Source organism: Micromonospora globosa (assembly GCF_000717585.1).
Taxonomy (GTDB): Bacteria; Actinomycetota; Actinomycetes; order Mycobacteriales; family Micromonosporaceae; genus Micromonospora; species Micromonospora aurantiaca.
The window spans coordinates 1-18977 of record NZ_JNZR01000038.1 but is presented as its reverse complement, the minus strand read 5'-3'; the positions used below and the strand labels follow the sequence as shown (position 1 = coordinate 18977).

Annotated in this window: 19 protein-coding genes; 8 read left to right on the top strand and 11 right to left on the bottom strand. The window is 73.5% G+C overall.

Features of this window, described 5'->3' with window-relative positions:
- Positions 1–236 precede the first annotated feature (236 nt).
- Positions 237–623, top strand: a complete 387-nt coding sequence (locus IF06_RS0127740; protein ID WP_013284812.1) for a VOC family protein — start codon at positions 237–239, stop codon at positions 621–623.
- A gap of 57 nt (positions 624–680) precedes the next feature.
- On the opposite strand, the gene IF06_RS0127735 is transcribed toward IF06_RS0127740, so the two are convergent.
- The 4 genes from IF06_RS0127735 to IF06_RS0127720 all read right to left on the bottom strand — a co-directional run bounded on the left by IF06_RS0127735 (position 681) and on the right by IF06_RS0127720 (position 6325).
- Positions 681–1457, bottom strand: coding sequence for a hypothetical protein (locus IF06_RS0127735; RefSeq protein ID WP_030274534.1), 777 nt, complete (start codon positions 1455–1457; stop codon positions 681–683).
- Between the two features lie 188 nt (positions 1458–1645).
- A complete protein-coding gene (locus tag IF06_RS0127730; RefSeq protein ID WP_030274533.1) occupies positions 1646–3709 on the bottom strand; it encodes a 3-hydroxyacyl-CoA dehydrogenase NAD-binding domain-containing protein in 2064 nt (687 codons plus the stop codon).
- On the bottom strand, positions 3706–4902 hold the full coding sequence (locus IF06_RS0127725) for a thiolase family protein (RefSeq protein WP_030274531.1): 1197 nt from the start codon (positions 4900–4902) through the stop codon (positions 3706–3708). Before IF06_RS0127725 ends, IF06_RS0127730 begins: the two co-directional genes overlap by 4 nt.
- Positions 4903–5005: 103 nt before the next feature.
- Positions 5006–6325 (bottom strand): ribonuclease D, encoded by a 1320-nt coding sequence (locus IF06_RS0127720; protein WP_030274529.1) that lies wholly within the window; start codon positions 6323–6325, stop codon positions 5006–5008.
- A gap of 232 nt (positions 6326–6557) precedes the next feature.
- Here IF06_RS0127720 and IF06_RS0127715 point away from each other — a divergent pair, with 232 nt between their 5' ends.
- Both IF06_RS0127715 and IF06_RS0127710 read left to right on the top strand, forming a co-directional pair.
- A complete protein-coding gene (locus IF06_RS0127715; protein WP_030274527.1) occupies positions 6558–8093 on the top strand; it encodes a trypsin-like peptidase domain-containing protein in 1536 nt (511 codons plus the stop codon).
- 87 nt (positions 8094–8180) lie between these two features.
- On the top strand, positions 8181–8996 hold the full coding sequence (locus IF06_RS0127710; RefSeq protein WP_013284818.1) for a hypothetical protein: 816 nt from the start codon (positions 8181–8183) through the stop codon (positions 8994–8996).
- Between the two features lie 69 nt (positions 8997–9065).
- On the opposite strand, the gene IF06_RS0127705 is transcribed toward IF06_RS0127710, so the two are convergent.
- A complete protein-coding gene (locus IF06_RS0127705) occupies positions 9066–9638 on the bottom strand; it encodes a DUF3000 domain-containing protein (RefSeq protein WP_013284819.1) in 573 nt (190 codons plus the stop codon).
- Positions 9639–9811: 173 nt separating this feature from the next.
- Here IF06_RS0127705 and hemE point away from each other — a divergent pair, with 173 nt between their 5' ends.
- Genes hemE through hemQ form a run of 3 tightly spaced genes read left to right on the top strand, consistent with a single transcriptional unit; the run spans position 9812 to position 13020 of the window.
- A complete protein-coding gene (hemE, locus tag IF06_RS0127700; RefSeq protein ID WP_030274526.1) occupies positions 9812–10903 on the top strand; it encodes a uroporphyrinogen decarboxylase in 1092 nt (363 codons plus the stop codon).
- Positions 10904–10912: 9 nt separating this feature from the next.
- Entirely contained in the window at positions 10913–12322 is a 1410-nt protein-coding gene (gene hemG, locus IF06_RS0127695) for a protoporphyrinogen oxidase (protein WP_030274525.1), read from the top strand.
- Positions 12319–13020, top strand: coding sequence for a hydrogen peroxide-dependent heme synthase (gene hemQ, locus IF06_RS0127690; protein ID WP_013474527.1), 702 nt, complete (start codon positions 12319–12321; stop codon positions 13018–13020). The genes hemG and hemQ overlap by 4 nt, the downstream gene beginning before the upstream one ends.
- Positions 13021–13115: 95 nt before the next feature.
- Here hemQ and IF06_RS0127685 read toward each other — a convergent pair whose 3' ends face one another.
- From IF06_RS0127685 to IF06_RS0127670, 4 genes are all read right to left on the bottom strand, one after another.
- Positions 13116–14201: a lytic polysaccharide monooxygenase gene (locus tag IF06_RS0127685; RefSeq protein WP_030274524.1), complete on the bottom strand. Its 1086-nt coding sequence runs from the start codon at positions 14199–14201 to the stop codon at positions 13116–13118.
- A 104-nt stretch (positions 14202–14305) separates the two neighbouring features.
- Positions 14306–14749, bottom strand: a complete 444-nt coding sequence (locus tag IF06_RS0127680; protein WP_030274523.1) for a GNAT family N-acetyltransferase — start codon at positions 14747–14749, stop codon at positions 14306–14308.
- Positions 14750–14886: 137 nt separating this feature from the next.
- Positions 14887–15558 carry a hypothetical protein gene (locus tag IF06_RS0127675; RefSeq protein WP_030274521.1) on the bottom strand — a complete coding sequence of 224 codons (672 nt, stop codon included), beginning with the start codon at positions 15556–15558 and terminating at the stop codon, positions 14887–14889.
- A 53-nt stretch (positions 15559–15611) separates the two neighbouring features.
- Positions 15612–15872 (bottom strand): hypothetical protein, encoded by a 261-nt coding sequence (locus tag IF06_RS0127670; protein ID WP_013284826.1) that lies wholly within the window; start codon positions 15870–15872, stop codon positions 15612–15614.
- A gap of 155 nt (positions 15873–16027) precedes the next feature.
- On the opposite strand from IF06_RS0127670, the gene IF06_RS0127665 reads away from it, so the two are divergent.
- Entirely contained in the window at positions 16028–16303 is a 276-nt protein-coding gene (locus tag IF06_RS0127665; protein ID WP_013284827.1) for an isoamylase early set domain-containing protein, read from the top strand.
- An 8-nt stretch (positions 16304–16311) separates the two neighbouring features.
- Here the strand turns inward: IF06_RS0127665 and msrB are convergent, their stop codons facing one another.
- Positions 16312–16722 carry a peptide-methionine (R)-S-oxide reductase MsrB gene (msrB, locus tag IF06_RS0127660; protein WP_013284828.1) on the bottom strand — a complete coding sequence of 137 codons (411 nt, stop codon included), beginning with the start codon at positions 16720–16722 and terminating at the stop codon, positions 16312–16314.
- A gap of 47 nt (positions 16723–16769) precedes the next feature.
- Between msrB and ligD the strand changes: the two genes are divergently transcribed.
- Positions 16770–17795 carry a non-homologous end-joining DNA ligase gene (gene ligD / locus IF06_RS0127655; RefSeq protein WP_030274519.1) on the top strand — a complete coding sequence of 342 codons (1026 nt, stop codon included), beginning with the start codon at positions 16770–16772 and terminating at the stop codon, positions 17793–17795.
- Between the two features lie 146 nt (positions 17796–17941).
- On the opposite strand, the gene IF06_RS0127650 is transcribed toward ligD, so the two are convergent.
- Complete coding sequence (locus IF06_RS0127650; RefSeq protein ID WP_030274517.1) at positions 17942–18787, bottom strand: endonuclease domain-containing protein; 846 nt, start codon at positions 18785–18787, stop codon at positions 17942–17944.
- Between the last annotated feature and the right edge of the window lie 190 nt (positions 18788–18977).

The following is an 18977-nucleotide window of genomic DNA, read 5'->3' as shown; positions in this document are numbered from 1 at the left end:
CCTTCTTAACGCCTGCGGTAGAGGAAGGGCCCCTTGTTAACACCTCGCTGTTAACAAGGGGCCCTTCCTTGCACGAGCGGGGTTGTGTGCGCGGCGCGGGCGGTGGAATGATCAACCGGTCAGCCCGAGAGGTGGAAGGGGGTGTGGTCGATGTTCTTTGTGAACCGTCCCGCGCCCCGCGTTCCCCGCTGACGTTCCCACTCCGCCGGGGCGCGCTCCCCACAGGAGGAAGCACAGTGAGTGCACAGATCCACTGCGTGACAGTCGAAACCGACGACCCGTACGCCCTGGCCGGCTGGTGGGCACGCGTGCTCGACCGCCGGCTCGCCGACGACGACCACCCGGGCGACCCGGAGGCGGTCCTCGCCGCACCCGACGGGCACGGCCCCGACCTGCTGTTCGTTCGGGTGGACGAGCGGCACGGCAAGGGCGCGTTCCACCTCGACCTGCACCCTGCCGAGGGCACCCGGGACGAGGAGGTGGCGCGGCTGCGCGAGCTCGGCGCCGCGCTGGTGGCCGACCGGCGCCGCCCGGACGGGACCGGCTGGGTGGTGCTCGCCGACCCCGAGGGCAACGAGTTCTGCGTCTGCCGGAGCCCTGCCGAGCGGGCCGCGTCCGCCTGATCCGGAAACGACACCGGGCCCCCGCCGTCACGGCGGGGGCCCGGTGCGTGACGGGTGTCAGTCCTGCTTCTCGATCTCGCCGCGCATCGTCACGAACTCCGACTGGAGCTCGGCCGCGGACTTGAAGTAGACAACCACCATGCCGAGGCTGCCCCGGTCGGCCCAGATGCAGACGGCCACCGGCACGTCCGAAGCCTTGCCGTCGGAGCACTTGGCGTCGCCGCCCAGCGGGCCCGCGTCGACAGTCTTGAAGTCCTTGGTGGCCAGGTCCGGGGTGACCGCCGCGGTGGCGTCGGCCAGCTCCTTCTTCGGGTCCGCCATCACGCCGGACACCGCGACGATCATGACCAGGTCCTTCTTGGCCGGGTCGCCGTAGAAGGCGCCGACGGTGCTGGTCGCGTCCGGCACGTCCTTGCTGAGCTCGGACTTCATCTGCGCCGCGGCGGTCTGCAGCTGCGGGTCGGTGACCTTGGCCCGGCCGCCGAGCGTCTGCGGCTCGACCACCCGCGTCTTGGTGGCGGTGACCACCTCGTTGACGGTGTCCTTCGTGGCGAAGTAGGCGGCGACACCGCCGCCGACGCAGAGCACCAGGACCACCGCGAGGACGATCAGCAGGACCTTGCCGACGCCGGACTTCTTCTTCGGCGGGACCGGCGCACCGAGCTGGCCACCGTACTGCGGCTGCTGCGGCGGGTAGTCGCCGCCGTACTGCTGCTGGGGAGCCTGCGGGTAGTCACCGCCGTACTGCGGCTGCTGCGGCGGCTGGTAGCCACCGGGCTGTTGCTGGGGGGAGGGGTAGTTGCCGGAGTAGGGACTGGACGGCGGCTGGGACATGTAGGCAGCTCCTGTGAGAAAACTGGACGCGTGATCGTAGCCAGCACCACCGACAGCCCGCTGTCCCGCCCAAGGGCGACGACGGAAAACCGCGACCTACCCGTGACCTGGGCCGCAGACGCCGATCGCGGTGGCCGGACCGTCCGGAACGGACAGCCCGACCACCGCGATCGATGCGTTGCGGCCGGTCAGCGCAGGCTTGCCACGCCTCGCGGCAGGAACCGCTTGCCGGTCACCCGCTCGGAGGTGCCGGTCCGGTCCAGGTACGGCGTGACGCCGCCCAGGTGGAACGGCCAGCCGGCGCCGAGGATCATGCACAGGTCGATGTCCTGCGCCTCGGCGACGACGCCCTCGTCGAGCATGAGCCGGATCTCCTGCGCCAGCGCGTCCAGCGCGTTCTGCCGGACCTGCTCGGCGGTGAGCGGCTCGTCGCCGACCACGAGCAGCTTCGCCACCTCGTCGTTGATCTGGTCGTCGACCACGATCGGCTGACCCGAGTCGGCGATCCGCTTGAGGTTCTCGCTGACCCCGAACCGGTCCGGGAACGCCTCGTGCAGGGTGCCGCCGACGTGGTACGCCACGGCCGGCCCGACGAGCTGGAGCAGCGCCAGCGGACGCATCGGCAGGCCCAGCGGGTCCAGCGCGCTGTTCGCCACGTCCAGCGGGGTGCCCTGGTCGACGGCCGCGAACACGGTGCCGAGGAAGCGGGTCAGCAGCCGGTTCACCACGAACGCCGGGGCGTCCTTCACCAGCACCGACGACTTCTTGAGCTGCTTGCCGACCGCGAACGCGGTGGCCAGCGTGGCGTCGTCGGTCCGCTCACCGCGGACGATCTCCAGCAGCGGCAGCACCGCGACCGGGTTGAAGAAGTGGAAGCCGACCACCCGCTCCGGGTGCTCCAGCTCGGCGGCCATCTCGGTGATGGACAGCGAGCTGGTGTTGGTGGCGAGCACCGCCTCCGGCTTGACGATCTTCTCCAGCTCGGCCCAGACCTGCTTCTTGACGCCCAGGTCCTCGAACACGGCCTCGATGACGAAGTCGGCGTCGGCGAAGACGGACTTGTCGACCGAGCCGGACACCAGGCCGTACAGCTTGGCCGCGGTGCCCTTGTCCATCCGGCCCTTGCTCACGGCCTTCTCGATCTGGGTGTGCACGTAGCCGACGCCCTTGTCCACCCGGGACTGATCCAGGTCGGTCATCACGACCGGCACCTGGAGCCGCCGGGCGAACAGCAGCGCGAGCTGGCTGGCCATCAGGCCGGCGCCGACGATGCCCACCTTGGTGACCGGACGGGCCAGGCCCTTGTCCGGCGCGCCGGCCGGGCGCTTGGCCCGCCGCTGCACCAGGTCGAAGGCGTACAGGCCGCTGCGCAGCTCCTCGGAGAAGACCAGGTCCGCGAGGGCCTCGTCCTCCGCCGCGGTGCCGGTGGCGAAGTCGGCGTCCTTCGCCGTCTCCAGCAGGTCCAGCGCCTTGTACGCGGACGGGACCGCGCCGTGCAGCCGCTGGTCCAGGGTCTGCCGGGCGAAGTAGAGCACGCCCGCCCACATGTCCTTGTCGACCTCGGGACGGGTCACGGTGACCTCGCCCCGGACCACGCCGGCAGCCCACTCGAGCGACCGCTCCAGGAAGTCGGCCGGCTCCAGCAGCACGTCCGCGATGCCCATCTCGGCCGCCTGCTTCGGCTTGAGCATCTTGTTCTGCATCAGCGGGTTCTGGATGATCACCTGAGTCGCGGCCGGGATGCCGATCAGGTTCGGCAGCAGCTGCGTACCGCCCCAGCCGGGGATCAGGCCGAGCGAGACCTCGGGCAGCGCCAGGGCCGCCGCGCCCGCCGACAGGGTCCGGTAGTGGCAGTGCAGCGCCAGCTCCAGGCCGCCACCCATCGCCGCGCCGTTGACGAACGCGAAGGTGGGAACGCCGCTGTCCTTGAGCCGGGCGAAGACCCGGTGGCCCAGCCGCCCGATCTCCAGCGCCTGCTCGCGGTTCTCCAGCGCGGGCAGGCTGGTGATGTCCGCGCCCACGCAGAAGATGTACGGCTTGCCGGTGACCGCGATGAACGCCGGCTCGGCCGCCAGCGCGGCGGTGATCGCCTCGTCCAGGCTGGTCAGGCCGGCCGGGCCGAAGGTGTTCGGCTTGGTGTGGTCGAAGCCGTTGTCCAGGGTGATGAGGGCGGCGGGCCGGTCCAGCCCGGGTACGGCCACCTGGCGCAGCAGCGCCTTGGTGACGACCTCGTTCGGTGCGGCGAGGCTCACTTGTCTCCACCCTCCCAGTGCGGGTTCTCCCAGATCACGGTGCCGCCCATGCCGATGCCGATGCACATGGCGGTGAGGCCGTAGCGGACCTCGGGGTGCTCGGCGAACTGGCGGGCGAGCTGGGTCATCAGCCGGACGCCGGAGGACGCGAGCGGGTGACCGATGGCGATCGCGCCGCCCCACGGGTTGACCCGCGGGTCGTCGTCGGCGATGCCGAAGTGGTCGAGGAAGGCGAGCACCTGCACCGCGAACGCCTCGTTCAGCTCGAACAGGCCGATGTCGTCGATGCTCAGGCCGGCGATGCGCAGCGCCTTCTCGGTCGACGGGATCGGGCCGACGCCCATCACCTCGGGCTCGACGCCGACGAAGCCGAACGACACCAGGCGCATGCCGACCGGCAGGCCCAGCTCGCGGGCGGTCTCCTCGGCCACCAGCAGCGCGGCGGTGGCGCCGTCGTTCAGGCCGGCCGCGTTACCGGCGGTGACCTTGCCGTGCGGCCGGAACGGGGTCTTCAGCCCGGCCAGCTTCTCCATCGAGGTGTCCCGGGGCGCCTCGTCCACAGTGGCCAGGCCCCAGCCCGCCTCCGGGTCGCGGACCGCCACCGGCACCAGGTCGCCCTGGAGCTTGCCGTTGGCGTACGCCTTCGCGGTCTTCTGCTGCGAGGCCAGCGCGAACGCGTCGGTGCGCTTCTTGGTGATGTGCGGGACGCGGTCGTGCAGGTTCTCCGCGGTGGAGCCCATCACCAGGGCGGACGGGTCGACCAGCTTCTCCGCGACGATGCGCGGGTTGGGGTCGACGCCCTCGCCCATCGGGTGGCGGCCCATGTGCTCGACGCCGCCGGCGATGGCCACGTCGTACGCACCCACGGCGATGCCGCTGGCCACTGTGGTGACGGCGGTCATCGCGCCGGCGCACATCCGGTCGATGGCGAAGCCGGGCACGGTCTTGGGCAGGCCGGCCAGCAGGGCGGCGGTGCGGCCGATGGTCAGGCCCTGGTCACCGATCTGGGTGGTGGCGGCGATGGCCACCTCCTCCACCTTCTCCGGCGGCAGTTGCGGGTTACGGCGCATCAGCTCGCGGATGCAGCGGATCACCAGATCGTCGGCGCGGGTGTTGGCGTACATCCCACCCGCCTTGCCGAACGGGGTACGGACGCCGTCGACGAAGACGACATCCCGGACTTCACGGGGCACTTGGAGCCTCCCTCGGCACGGGCATTTCCCCGGATGCTACTCGCCAGTAACCAACCGTGGCACCACCCCCCGCGTGGCCCACCTCACACCCCGGCCGCGGCCGTCACTGCTGCGGGGTGTGCAACGCCTCCGTCAGCGCGGGCAGGAGCAGCCCGATCTGCCACTCCCGGGCACCGAACCCGCGCAGCGTCTCCGCCACCGTCTCGTCGGTGATCTCCGCGGGCGGCTGCCACGCCAGCCGGCGGATCGAGTCCGGCGCGATCAGGTTCTCCGCCGGCAGCCGGTGCGCCCCGGCGGTGCCGACCACCACCTCCCGGGCCCGGGCCAGCCGCCCGGCCGCCACCGGGTCGCGTTCGGCCCACCGGTGCGGCGGAGGCGGACCCTCCACTGCCGGGCTCACCGGCAGCGCGTCGTCCGGCAACTGGCGCGCGTCGTCCAGCGCCGCCAGCCAGGTACGCGCCAGCCGGCGCACCGACCGCCCACCGAACCCGGGGAGCGTGAGCAGCGTCTTCTCGTCCTTCGGGTCCAGCTCGGCGGCGGCCACGATGGCCGAGTCGGGCAGCACCCGGCCCGGCGCGGCGTCCCGGCGGGAGGCGATCTGGTCCCGCGCGTACCAGAGGGAACGCACCCGGGCCTGGGCCCGCGCGCCGCGTACCCGGTGGATGCCGGACGTGCGCCGCCACGGCTCGGCGCGGACGCGCGGCGAGGCGCCGTTGCGCACCAGCGCGTCGAACTCCTCCGCCGCCCAGCCCGACTTGCCCTGCCGCTGCAACTCCTCGTCCAGCGAGTCGCGCAGGTCGACGAGCAGTTCGACGTCGAGCGCCGCGTACGTCAGCCAGGACTCCGGCAGCGGCCGGCTCGACCAGTCGGCGGCGGAGTGGTGCTTCTCCAGGCTGAACCCGAGCAGCTGTTCGGTCAGCGCGGCCAGGCCGACCCGCTCGAAACCGGCCAGCCGGGCGGCCAGTTCGGTGTCGAACAACCGACGCGGGCGCAGCCCCACCTCGGCCAGGCAGGCGAGATCCTGGCTGGCCGCGTGCAGCACCCACTCGGTCTCGGCGATCACCGCGTCCAGGGCGGACAGGTCGGGCAGCGGCAGCGGGTCGATGAGCGCGGTGCCGGCGCCGCCGCGGCGCAGCTGCACCAGGTAGGCGCGCTGGCTGTAGCGGTAGCCGGAGGCGCGTTCGGCATCGAGGGCCACCGGGCCGGTGCCGGCCGCGAAGCGGGCCACGACCTCGTCCAACTCGGCAGGTGTGGCCACCGGGGCGGGCGTGCCGTCGCGCGGCGCGGTCAGGGGGACGGCCGCGCCCGGTTCGGTCTCGGACCCCGCGTCCGCCGGCTCCGGCAGGGCCGACGTCGGCTGGGCGGACGCCTCCCCGGTACGGCTTTCGGCGGCCCGACGGCGCAGGGGTGGTTCGTCGGTCACCTGACAACCCTAGTAGGCCGGACGATCCGGTGTGCGCAGCCGGTCCGGCGCGTGTCGGCGCGATGGCCGTCAGGTGACCGGAAAGGTGCGGGTTGCGGGGCCGTGAGAGGGTCGGACAAGGGGGAAGACAAAGCCCGTTCCCGCCGGTACGGTCCATCGAGCCGCGAACGGCGTACGGGTGCCGCAGCGGGTCGGGGGGCGTCGGCGAAGCCGACGGGGAGGACGGTCGAGCATGACAGGCGGGTACGGAACCGGCGACGACGTGCCGGGGCACGGCGGCGGCGACACGGCAGCCGACCGGCCGGGGCCGCTGCCGCCGCGCTTCGCCCCGCCCGCCGGTTCGGCCCCGGTGCCGGGATCGTTCCCCGGTGGATCCGAGTGGGCCGGCACCCCCGGCTACCCGGCGCGGGCCGCCGTCCAGCCGCCCGCCGGCTACCCGGGTCTCCCGGACCCGGCCGGCACGCCGCAGCCGACGCCCTACGCGGCCCCGTCCGGCGTCGCGACCCCGCCCGCCACGGCCCAGCCGGGCCAGCCGTCCTACGGCACCACGCCGTCCGAGCCGGGCCGGTCGTCCTACGGCTCCGCACCTGGCCAGCCGTCCTACGGCTCCGCGCCGGCCCAGCCGTCGTCCTTCGGCGCCGTACCGGCGCAGACCTCCCGGTCCGCCGCCCCGGCGTACCCGGGCCAGCCGGCCGCGTCACCGTCCTATCCGGGCCAGCCGGTCTCCGCGTCACCGTCCTATCCGGGCCAGCCGGTCTCCGCGTCACCGTCCTATCCGGGCGGGCCGGGCTCGTCGTCGTACCCGGACCGGGCGCCCGCCGCACCGTCGTATCCGGGCCTGTCCGGCAGCGGCCCGTCGTACCCCGGCCAGCCGGTGTCCGCGCCCGCCTACCCGGGGCAGCCGGTGTCGGCGCCGTCCCAGCCCGGTTCCGCGTACCCCGGTCAGGCGGCCCTCGTCGGCGGCCCGGCCGGCTTCGGCGCGCAGCCGGCGCGGCGCAGCCGGGTGGCGGTGGTGGCGCTGGCCCTTGCCGCCGTGCTGACGGTGGTCACCGGCGTGCAGGCGTACCAGATCTACCGGCTCGACGACCGGCTCGCCGCCGCCGACAAGCGGATGGCCGAGGGGCAGGGCACGGACGCCAGCCGGCTCGACGGCCTGGAGCAGCGCGCCGGCAGCCTGGAGAAGAAGGCCGGCGCGGCCTTCAACCCGGAGGCGGTGGCCAGCGCGGTGCTGCCGAGCGTGTTCCGGGTGCGGGCCGGGCAGTTCACCGGTACGGCGTTCGCCGTCGGCAAGGCCCCGTCCGGCGGCGGCACCACGCTGCTGACGAACTTCCACGTGGTCGAGTCGGTCTTCACCGCGGGTGAGCGCAAGGTGTTCCTGGAGCGCAAGGACCAGCGGTTCGAGGCGACCATCATCGCCACCGACAAGGACAAGGACCTGGCGCAGCTGCAGACCACCGCCAAGTTCACCGGGCTGGTCGCGGCCCGCGACCCGGTGCGGTCGGGCCAGCAGATCATCGTGGTCGGCGCGCCGCTCGGGTTGCAGGACAGCGTCACCACGGGCGTGGTCAGCGCGTTCCGCGAGGACGAGCGCGGCGGCGGCCCGGTGATCCAGTTCGACGCGCCGATCAACCCGGGCAACTCCGGCGGTCCGGTGATCAACGGCTCGAAGGAGGTCGTCGGCATCGCCACGGCCAAGGCCCGCAACGCCGAGGGCATCGGGCTCGCGGTGCCGATCAAGACCGCCTGCGACCGGTTCCGGCTCTGCTGACCGGTGGCCGCACCGGCCCGGCCGCACCGCATCGACCCCGGCCCATCGGGCCACCCCGCGGGGGACCAGCACATCTGGAGGAACGACATGTCCTACCCACCGGCCGGGGGCGACAACCCGCCCCCGGCGCCGGGGGGCACGGTCTACGGCAACCCGTACGGCAGCCGGCCCGCGCCCCAGCAGTACGACCCGAACCAGCCAGCGCCGACGCTGCACCAGCCCACCGTGTCCGACGGCGCCCCCGGGTACGGCGGATACCAGCCCGCCACGCCGGGACAGCCGGGATACGCGCCCGGCGCCGCCCCGGTGCCCCCGCCGGCGCAGCCGATGTCGGCGCCGCCGGTCTCCGTCCCGCCGGTCTCCGCCCCCGGCTACGCGCAGCCGATGTCGGTCCCGCCCGCGTCGGCTCCGCCGGTGTCCGGCCCCGGCTTCGGGCCGCCGCCGATGTCCGGGCCGCCCGGCCCGTACGGCCCGGTGGGTGCCCCGCCGGCCACCGGCGGCGGCAGGAAGTGGGCGGCGCTGGTGCTCGGCCTCGTCGCCGCGCTGCTGTTCGTCTTCGGCGGCGTGATGACGTTCCTGTACGTCTCCACGAACGGCGAGCTGGACAAGTCCCGGCAGACGGTCAGCCAGCGGGACGGCACGATCTCGGCGAACCAGCAGGAGATGGAGAAGCTCAAGGGTGAGCTGAAGGCGGTCCAGGAGCGGCTGTCGGACACCCAGCAGGACCTGACCGGCACCAAGAACGACCGGGACGAGCAGGCCCGGCAGAAGAAGGTCATCGCGAACTGCCTGGACAAGCTGACCACGGCCATGGCGGCGGCGTCGCGCGGCGACCGGGCCGCCTTCGAGGCGGCCAGCAAGGGCCTGGACAAGATCTGCGACGAGGCCGAGAACTACCTCTGACCGGCGTCCACCGAAGGCCGTCCCGGTTCGTCCGGGGCGGCCTTTCGCGTGTCCCCGGGCGGGGTGCGGTCAGGCGGCGCCGGCGGAGCGGCGGGTGGGCAGCGCGGTGACGCCGGGCGGCGGCAGGCCGGCCGTGGAGGCCAGCAGCGTGCACCAGCCGAGCAGGTGCGGGCCCAGGTCGGCGCGCAGCGGCGTCCAGGAGGCGCGGATCTCGATGTCACCGGCGGCGGGCGGCCCGGCCAGCTCGCCGAAGCGGGTGGAGAGCGTCTGGGTGACTGTGCCGCCGATCGCCCGGTGCCCGGCGCCCTGCGCGTCGAGCGCGTCGGTCAGCCAGGTCCAGCCGACACCGGGCAGCAGCGGATCGCTGGCCAGGTCGACCTCCAGCTCGGCGGTGACGTACGTGACCAGCCGCAGCGTGCCCTGCCACGCCTCGTGCCCGGCCGGGTCGTGCAGCAGGATCAGCCGGCCGGTGGCCACCTCGTCGTCGTCGCGCATCACGGCGGCGGAGAGCGCGAACGCGTACGGGGCCAGCCGCTGCGGCGCGCCGACCTCCTCCAGGATGATCTCCGGTCGGGGTGTGGCCGATCGCAGCCCCGCGACCGCGCGGGCGAACGTTTCCGGGAGCGCGATCGGGGGGGCCATGCGGGCAGCCTATGCCGCGCTCACCGCGCGGCGCGCGACGGCGCGCCGGGTGATCGACGGTTAAGAAGGGGCCCTTCCGCTACCGGAGGCGTTAAGCGGGGGCCCTTCCTTCTACGTCACAAATGCGGACGGTGAACGCGGGCGCGCACCGGGGGCGTGGCACGATTGCCGCGATGACCACCGACACCACGGGCACTGCCGCCCGAGACGGAGAACCCCGCCGCGGCGGGCCGGCCGACTCGCCCTTCGTCCGCGCCTGCCGGCGCGAGCCGGGCCCGCACACCCCGGTCTGGTTCATGCGCCAGGCCGGCCGGTCGCTGCCGGAGTACCGGGAGATCCGGGCCAACGTGCCGATGCTGGAGTCCTGCCGCCGGCCCGACCTGGTCACCGAGATCACGCTCCAGCCGGTGCGCCGGCACGGCGTGGACGCGGCGATCCTGTTCAGCGACATCGTGGTGCCGGTCGCCGCGGCCGGCATCGACCTGGACATCGTGCCCGGCACCGGCCCGGTGGTGGCCGAGCCGGTCCGTACCGCCGCCGACGTCGAGCGGATCACCCCGATCGGCCGCGACGATGTGTCGTACGTGGACGAGGCGGTCCGCCGGCTCGTCGTCGAGCTGGGCGACACCCCGCTGATCGGCTTCGCCGGCGCCCCGTTCACGCTCGCCAGCTACCTGGTCGAGGGCGGCCCGTCGCGTACGCACGCCAAGACCAAGGCGCTGATGTACGGCGACCCGGAGCTGTGGCACGCGCTGTGCGCGCGGCTGGCCGAGGTGACGCTGGCGTTCCTCCAGGTGCAGATCGACGCCGGGGTCTCCGCGGTGCAGCTGTTCGACTCGTGGGCCGGCGCGCTCTCCGAGGCGGACTACCGCCGCTTCGTGTTGCCGCACTCGACGTACGTGCTGGGCGGCCTCGCCGACGCCGGTGTGCCGCGGATCCACTTCGGGGTGGGCACCGGCGAGCTGCTCGGCGCGATGGGCGAGGCCGGCGCCGACGTGGTGGGCGTGGACTGGCGGACGCCGCTCGACGTCGCCACCGGCCGGATCGGGCCGGACAAGGCGGTGCAGGGCAACCTCGACCCGACGGTGCTGCTCGCCGGATGGCCGGTGGTGGAGACCGAGGTGCGGCGCATCGTCGAGCAGGGCCGGGCCGCTCCCGGCCACGTGTTCAACCTCGGTCACGGCGTCCTGCCGGAGACCGACCCCGAGGTGCTGACCCGGGTGGTCGCGCTGGTGCACGAGCTGACCGCGCGACCGGAGCGCTAGGAGGAGACAGTGGTGCGACCGTGGCGGGTGGCGATCGTCGGTGGCGGGATCACCGGGCTGGCCGCCGCCGTCCGGTTGCGCGACCGGGCGCCCGAGGGCACCGAGATCACCGTGTACGAGCAGTCCGGCCGCCTCGGCGGCAAGCTGCACACCGGTGAGCTGGCCGGCGGCCCGGTCGAGTTCGGCGCGGAGTCGTTCCTGATGCGCGACCCGGCCGGTGGCGAGTCGGCTGCGGTGACGCTGGCCCGCCGCCTCGGACTGGACGCGTCGATCGTGCATCCGACCGTCGGGCAGGCGGCCCTGCTCGTCGACGGCACGTTGCGCCAGGTCCCGGGCGGCACGCTCGTCGGCGTACCCGGGGATCTGGACAAGGTGGCGGCGGTCGCGCCGCCGGCCGCGGACGCCGACCGCGACGCGGGCCACCCGCTGCTGGCCGAGGGTGAGGACACCTCGGTCGGTGAGCTGGTCCGCAAGCGTCTCGGAGACGCGGTGGTGGAGCGGCTGGTCGACCCGATGCTCGGCGGCGTGTACGCCGGGCGGGCCGACGACCTGTCGCTCGTCACCACGATGCCGGCGCTGGCCCGCGCGGCACGCGCCGAGCACACGCTGGTCGGTGCGGTACGCGCCGCGCAGGCCGCCGCGCCGCGCGCGCCCGGCGCACCGGTCTTCGGCACGCTCGCCGGTGGGCTGAGCACGCTGGTCGAGGCGGCGGCGACGGCGAGCGGGGCGACGATCCGCCGGGGCGCTGCGGTACGCGAGCTGCGCCGCACCCCGGACGGCTGGCGGCTCACAGTCGGGCCGACCCGCGACGCCGAGCACGTCGAGGCGGACGCGGTGCTGCTCGCGGTGCCGGCCCGCCCGGCCGCCCGGCTGCTCGCCGCCGCCGCGCCCGAGGCGGCCGGCACGGTGGGCGCGCTCGACTACGCGAGCGTCGCCCTGATCACCCTCGCGCTGCCGGGGCCGGCCCTGCCGGAGCTGTCCGGCTTCCTGGTCCCGGCCGGCGAAGGGCTGACGATCAAGGCGTCCACGTTCTTCACCACCAAGTGGGGGCACCTGCGGCGGTCGGACGGGCTGGCGCTGGTGCGCGCCTCGGTGGGCCGGTACGGCGACGAGACGTCGCTGCAGCTCACCGACGACGACCTGGCCGACACGGTGCACCGGGAGCTGTCGGCGGTGCTCGGCGCGCCGCTGCCGGCGCCGGTGGCCCGGCACGTGCAGCGGTGGGGTGGCGCGCTGCCCCAGTACACGCCCGGGCACACCGCCCGGGTGGCGGCGGTCCGGACGGCGCTGCGCGCCGCCCACCCGACGCTTGCAGTGGCCGGGGCCGGTTACGACGGCGTCGGCATCCCGGTGTGCGTCCGCTCCGGCGAGACGGCGGCCGAAGAGATCATCACGGCACTGGAAGGATCGGCAGCATGACCGAGCAGACCAACGCGGCGCGGCTGCGCGAGCTCAACGAGACCATCCGCTACACGATGTGGTCGGTGTACCGGGCCACCAGCCCGCTGCCGTCGCTGCGGGAGAACGTCGTCGACGAGGTCGAGTCGCTCTTCACCGAGCTGGCCGGCAAGGACGTCACGATCCGGGGGACGTACGACGTGGCCGGGCTGCGCGCCGACGCCGACCTGATGATCTGGTGGCACTCGTCGTCCAGCGACGCGCTCCAGGACGCGTACCTGCGCTTCCGCCGGACCACGCTGGGCCGGGCCCTCACCCCGGTCTGGTCGCAGATGGCGCTGCACCGCCCGGCCGAGTTCAACAAGAGCCACATCCCGGCGTTCCTGAACGACGAGGAGCCCCGCGCCTACCTGTGCGTCTACCCGTTCGTGCGCTCGTACGAGTGGTACCTGCTGCCCGACGCCGAGCGGCGCGAGCTGCTGGCCGAGCACGGCAAGATGGCCCGGGGCTACCCGGACGTGCGGGCCAACACGGTCGCCTCGTTCGCGCTCGGCGACTACGAGTGGATGCTGGCGTTCGAGGCCGACGAGCTGCACCGGATCGTGGACCTGATGCGTGACCTGCGGGCCTCCGGTGCCCGCCGGCACGTACGGGAGGAGATCCCGTTCTACACCGGCCGCCGCCGCTCGGTCGCCGACATCGTCAACTGCCTGGTGTGAAAGGAAGGGCACCTTCTTAACGCCTGCGGTAGAGGAAGGGGCCCCGCTTAACACCGCGACGGTGTCGAGCAGGGCCCCGACCGGGACGGCGGTCGTCAGGAGGTCGTCGTGCAGGACACGATGCTGGGCACCGGGTTCGTCGCACCGGCCGAGCCGGTGAAGCCGAACGAGGTGCTCGCACCCGGCGCGAGCGAGCCGTTGTAGGCCACGTTGCGTGCCGTCACAAGCGTTCCGCTCGTTGTCACAGTGGCGTTCCACGCCGAGTTGACCTGCTGGCCGTTCTGGTAGTTCCAGCTCACCGACCAGCCGCGGATCGGCGAACCGCTGCCGTTCGTCACCTTCACGTCGGCCTGGAAACCGCCACCCCACGAACCGGTGATCGCGTACGTCGCGGTGCAGCCACCGGCCGGGTTCGGCGTGGTCGGCGGCGGGCTGCTCGGCGGGGTGCTGGTGGGCGGCGTGCTCGTCGGCGGGGTGGTTGGGCCGGACCCGCCGAAGTCCACGTCGCTGCACAGGTAGTAGGACTGGTCCAGGTGGCTGGCCTGCCAGATCGTGTAGACGATGTGCCGGCCGGTGCGGCCCGGCGCGTTCGCCGGGATCTGGATGGACACGCCGTCCACCTCACGCGTCCACTGGCTGGCCGGAGTGTTGCCGATCTGGCCGACCAGTTCCAGGTCGCTCCAGCGCAGCGGCGAGGTGAGCGCGTTGTAGCCCTGCTTGGTCACGTACACCCGGATGTAGTCGGCGCCGTGGCTGGCCTGGTCGAAGAACTTGACCCGGAAGTTGTTGGTGACCGGCACGGTCTTCCACGCGCCGACCGTGTCGAGCGCGTTGTACCGGCCGCTCTGGGTGCGGCCGCCGCTGCAGAGCTGCCCGTCCGGGATGGCGCCCTGGTGGTTGCCGGCCACGCCCTCGCGGAACAGGCCGTTCCAGTTCCACATGGCGTTCGGGTCGGCCTGCCACGCCTGCCAGCACATCGGATCCTGGGTGGCCATGGCCGGGTTCTGGAAGTCACCGCCCCAACGCTGCCAGCAGCTGTAGCTGCGCGACGCCGGGTCGACCACCGACCCGTGCGCCGAGGCCGGGCCGGAGAACGCGGTGGTGAGCAGCGCCGCGACGACCGCGCAGACGCCGAGGATCGCCGCCGCGAGCGGTAGCGGGCGGCGGTACGGAGTGGACATGGAAAGCCTCCGGGAAGGGTGTCGGTGCACGACGCCCGGACTCGGGAGTTGCCCTCTCCCGCGTGGCGGCTCCGCCCGCACGCTGCCACAGAAAGCGACAAACGTCAATGAGTTGGGTCGCGGCGCATCGGAGTGTGCGGGATGCCGTCCTCGACGTAGCCGGGGCCGCTGACCTCGAAGCCGAGCCCTTCGTAGAAGCCGACCAGATGCGTCTGCGCGTCGAGCACGCACGGCCGGTCACCCACCACGGCGAGCGCCTCGGTCATCAGCGCGCCGGCCAGGCCCGCGCCGCGGGCCGCCGGCGCCACCACCACCCGCCCGATCCGTGCCACGCCGCCGGGGTCGGCCAGGATCCGCAGGTACGCGACCACGGCGTCGTCGCGGCTCAGCCACAGGTGGCGGGTGCCGGGTTCGACGTCCCGGCCGTCCAGTTCCGGGTACGGGCAGGACTGCTCGACCACGAACACGTCGATGCGCAGCCGGAGCAGGTCGTGGAAGGTGCTGGTGTCCAGGTCGGCGAAGCTTGCCAGGTGGGACTCGACGGGCATCGGCCCAGGGTAGGCGGCGCGTCTCCGCCCGGTCGTGCTTCCCCTGGCGCGGCACGTCGGCTCGGCGCGCCGGGCCGGCGCGGTCCCGGTGTGCCGGCTCAACGCGCGGCGGTTCGGCGTGGCCGGGCCGGCGCTGCTCAGCCCTTCGACGTGCGCAGCCCGGTGGCGGTGGCGGTGACGGCGCGCTCGAACCAGGTGCCGGTGTCGGCCGCCGAGCGGGTCCAGACCGCGACGCACTGGGTCACCCGGCCGTGGCGCAGGCAGCCGTAGCGGTGCGGGAAACGCGTGCCGTCGGACACGGTCATGGTCGCCGACACCACCCGGCCCGGCACGCCCAGCCCGGCGGGCAGGTCCCCCGCGGTGTGCCCGGTGGTCACCTGGCCCTCCTCCTCGTCGCGCTCGCACGCCTCCAGCAGGCCGAAGACCTGCCGTACCGCGTCCGCGGCGGCCGCCTCGTCCGGGTAGACCACCGTCTCCTGGGCGATCTCGACGAACTCGCCGGCCGGGGTGCCCTCCGGCGTGACGAAGACCCGGGTGGACGCGACGAGCCGCCGGTCGAGCAGGGGCAGCGGGCGACCGCAGACGACACCGTCGGAGTCGAGCCGCTCACTGGCGTGCTCGGGCTTCTCGGCCAGGCCGGCCAGGTCGCCGGTCGCGGCGTAACGGTCGCGCAGCGCCGCGGCGGCCCCGCCGTCGGTGGGCGAGGGCGCGGCCAGGGCCGGCGCGGGGGCGGTGGCGGGCTCGGTGGTGGAACCGCAGCCGGCGAGGACGGCGACCAGGGCCACCGCGATGATCAACCGTCGGGACACCGGAGGGATGCTAGACGGAGATCGACGCCGGTGCCGCCCCGGGAGCGCCCGCGTCAGGCGGGGCGGGCGCCGACCGCGTCGCGTACCTCGGCGCCCTGCTCGCCCTCGACGGCGCGGGCGCAGTGGGCGCAGCAGAAGAAGCGGCCGGAGACCTCGACGCCGTGACCGACGATCTTGATCTGGCAGTGCTCGCAGATCGGCGCCATCTTGTGCACCGCGCACTCGAAACAGTCGAACGTGTGCCGCGACCCGTCGACGGTGCGCACCTCGAACGCCATCCAGTAGTCGTTGCCGCAAACCTCGCAGGCAGCCATGCGAAACCCCCCGAAAACGGACCTGTCATCCGAGAGTCGCGCAGACGACACCATCGGGCAACCGGAACCGGCGAACCTGATCCGGCCCCACGGCGAGTCGCTCCCGGCGTGTCGCGCGTTGACTGCTGTGACCGCCGAAAATCCCCGGAGGATTCGTGATCAAGCGCAACAAGCTCTTCGGCAACCAGACCCGGGTGACGTTCTCGCTGCCCCGGGACACCCCGGCCGGCACGGTGAGCGTGGTCGGCTGCTTCAACGGCTGGGAGCCCGGCCGGCACGAGCTGGTGCCGCGCCGTGACGGCACGCGTACCGTGACGGTCCGGCTGAAGCCGGGGGAGTACCGCTTCCGCTACCTCGCCACCGGCGGGGTGTGGCTGGACGACGAGGCCGCCGACCAGGTGGACGAGGCCGGCGGCCTGCTGCGGCTGTGACGCCGCCGTCAGCCGGCGCTGGGCTCCAGCCGCACCGAGATCGAGTTGACGCAGTGCCGGGTGTCCTTCGGGGTGAAGCCCTCACCCTCGAAGACGTGCCCGAGGTGGCTGTCGCAGCGCGCGCAGCGGATCTCCACGCGCCGCATGCCGAGCGTGTTGTCCGGGATCTCCTTGACCGCGCCCGGGATGGCGTCGTCGAAGCTCGGCCAGCCGCAGTGCGAGTCGAACTTGTCCTGGCTGCGGAACAGTTCCAGCCCGCAGGCCCGGCAGTGGTAGACGCCGGGGGTCTTGGTGTCGACGTACTCACCGGTCCAGGGCGCCTCGGTGCCGGCCTCGCGGAGCACCCGGAACTCCTCGGGGCTCAGCCGGACGCGCCATTCGTCCTCGGTACGGGGCAGTTCGTTGTCGGAAAGACTCACCGTTCCACGGTACGTCGGGTGTCGGTGGCATCGCATATGGTCGCGTGATGGCGGGCAAGGGTGCGGTCGAGGAGATCGAGGTAGCCGGGCACACGGTGCGGCTGAGCAGCCCCGATCGGGTGATCTTCCCGCAGCGCGGCTTCACCAAGGCCGACGTCTTCCGCTACTACCTGGCCGTCGGCGACGGGATCATGCGCGCCCTGCGCGACCGGCCCACCACGCTCCAGCGCTTCCCCGACGGCATCGAGGGGGAGATGTTCTTCCAGAAGCGGGTGCCGCAGCGGGGCGTGCCCCCATGGGTCAGCACCGCGCGGATCGCCTTCCCCAGCGGCCGCCCGGCCGACGAGCTGTGCCCGGCCGACCTGGCGCACGTGGCCTGGGCGGCGCAGATGGGCACCGTGGTGTTCCACCCGTGGCCGGTGCGCGCCGCCGACACCGACCGCCCCGACGAGCTGCGCGTCGACCTCGACCCGCAGCCCGGCACCGACTTCGCCGACGCGGTGACCGCCGCCGGTGAGCTGCGCGGTCTGCTCGACGAGCTGGGCGTGCCCGGCTGGCCGAAGACCTCCGGCGGCCGGGGCGTGCACGTCTACCTGCGCATCCAGCCGCGCTGGACGTTCGTGGAGGTACGCCGCGCCACCATCGCGCTGGCCCGGGAGCTGGAACGCCGTCGCCCCGAGCTGGTCACCACCGCCTGGTGGAAGGAGGAGCGCGGCGAGCGCGTCTTCGTCGACTTCAACCAGATGGCGCGGGACCGCACCATCGCCTGCGCGTACTCGCTGCGCGCCAACGCCCGCGCCACCGTCTCCACCCCCGTCGGCTGGGACGAGCTGCCCGAGGTCGACCCGGACGACTTCCACCTGGGCACGGTGCCGGCCCGATTCGCCGAGCGCGGCGACCCGCACGCCGGCATCGACGACGCCCCGTGGGACATCACGCCGCTGCTGGAGTGGGCCGAGCGGGACGCCGCCGACGGCCTGGGCGACATGCCCTACCCGCCGGAATACCCGAAGATGCCCGGCGAGCCCAAGCGGGTCCAGCCGTCGAAGGACCGCGACCGCCCGCGCCCCTGACGCGGTCCCTGGTCCGGTCTCGTTTTCGGCGAGTGGAACGTCATGGGTGTCTCCGAGGCCCTGAGACACCCGTGACGTTCCACTCGACCGCGGAGTGGGCGCGGCGTGGAGTGGCGCGGCGTGCGCCGCGTTCGGGTGACCACGGCTCAGGCGGGAGCGGTGAGCATGCTTCGCACGGTGGCCACGATGTGCCGGGGGCGGCGGTAGAGGTCGGTGGCGGTGTAGACCCGCATGCGCCAGCCGTGCTCGGCCAGCCAGTTGAGCCGTGATCGATCGTGGTGCAGCCGGCCGGGGTCGAGGTGGGATCCGCCGTCGTACTCCAAGCCGATCCGCCGGTCGCGATAGCCCAGGTCGAGGCGGTAGATCGGGATCCCGTCCCGGTCGGGAACCCACAGCTGCGGCTCCGGAGGCGGCAGCCCGCCGTCGATCAGCAACAGACGCAACTGGCTCTCCTGGCGGCACTCCGGGCGCGGGTCGGCGAGCGCGATCAGTTCCCCCGCCTGCCGTACTCCCCGCAGGCCGGCGTGCCACGCCACCTCGGTGAGCAGGTCCTCGCGGCGGCAGGCGCCGACACGGAGGCACAGGTCGAGCACCGGCAGCGCGTCCGCCCGCCGGATCACCCGGGCCAGATCCACGGCGCAGCGGGCGGCGGGCGCGCAGGGGATGCCGGCGATCTCCACCGCGTCCGGCACCGGCAGCACCGTCTGATGCGTCGCCACGCCCCGGATCCGCCGGGCACTCACACCGGGCGGCACGATCACGTGCACCCGGTCGCCGGGCACCGCCCCGAACCGGTGCAGTCGCGCGCCGGTGTGGAATCCCGCGACGGTTCCCGGCGGCAGTCGCCGGAACAGCGCGCGCAACCGGCTCGTCTCGTCGTCGGTGCAGCCGTAGACACCCCGGGACAGCCGGCCCAGCAGTCCCGCCCCCACCTGGTGCCGTACCGCCCCGCGGCTCATCCCGCCCGCCAGCAACTCCCCGTACCGCCACACCCGCCCACCTTCCCGCCCGCCGCCCGCAAAGTCCGCCCCTGTGGACAGCCGTCCCCTCCGCGCCGGTGCTCCCCGTCGATCTTGGAGTTGTGGTCGTTCCCAAAAGCCACATAGAGCGCATTCGAGGTGCCACAACTCCAAGATCGACGGGGACGGGCGGCGGCGGGGCGGCGGCGGGGCGGCGGCGGGG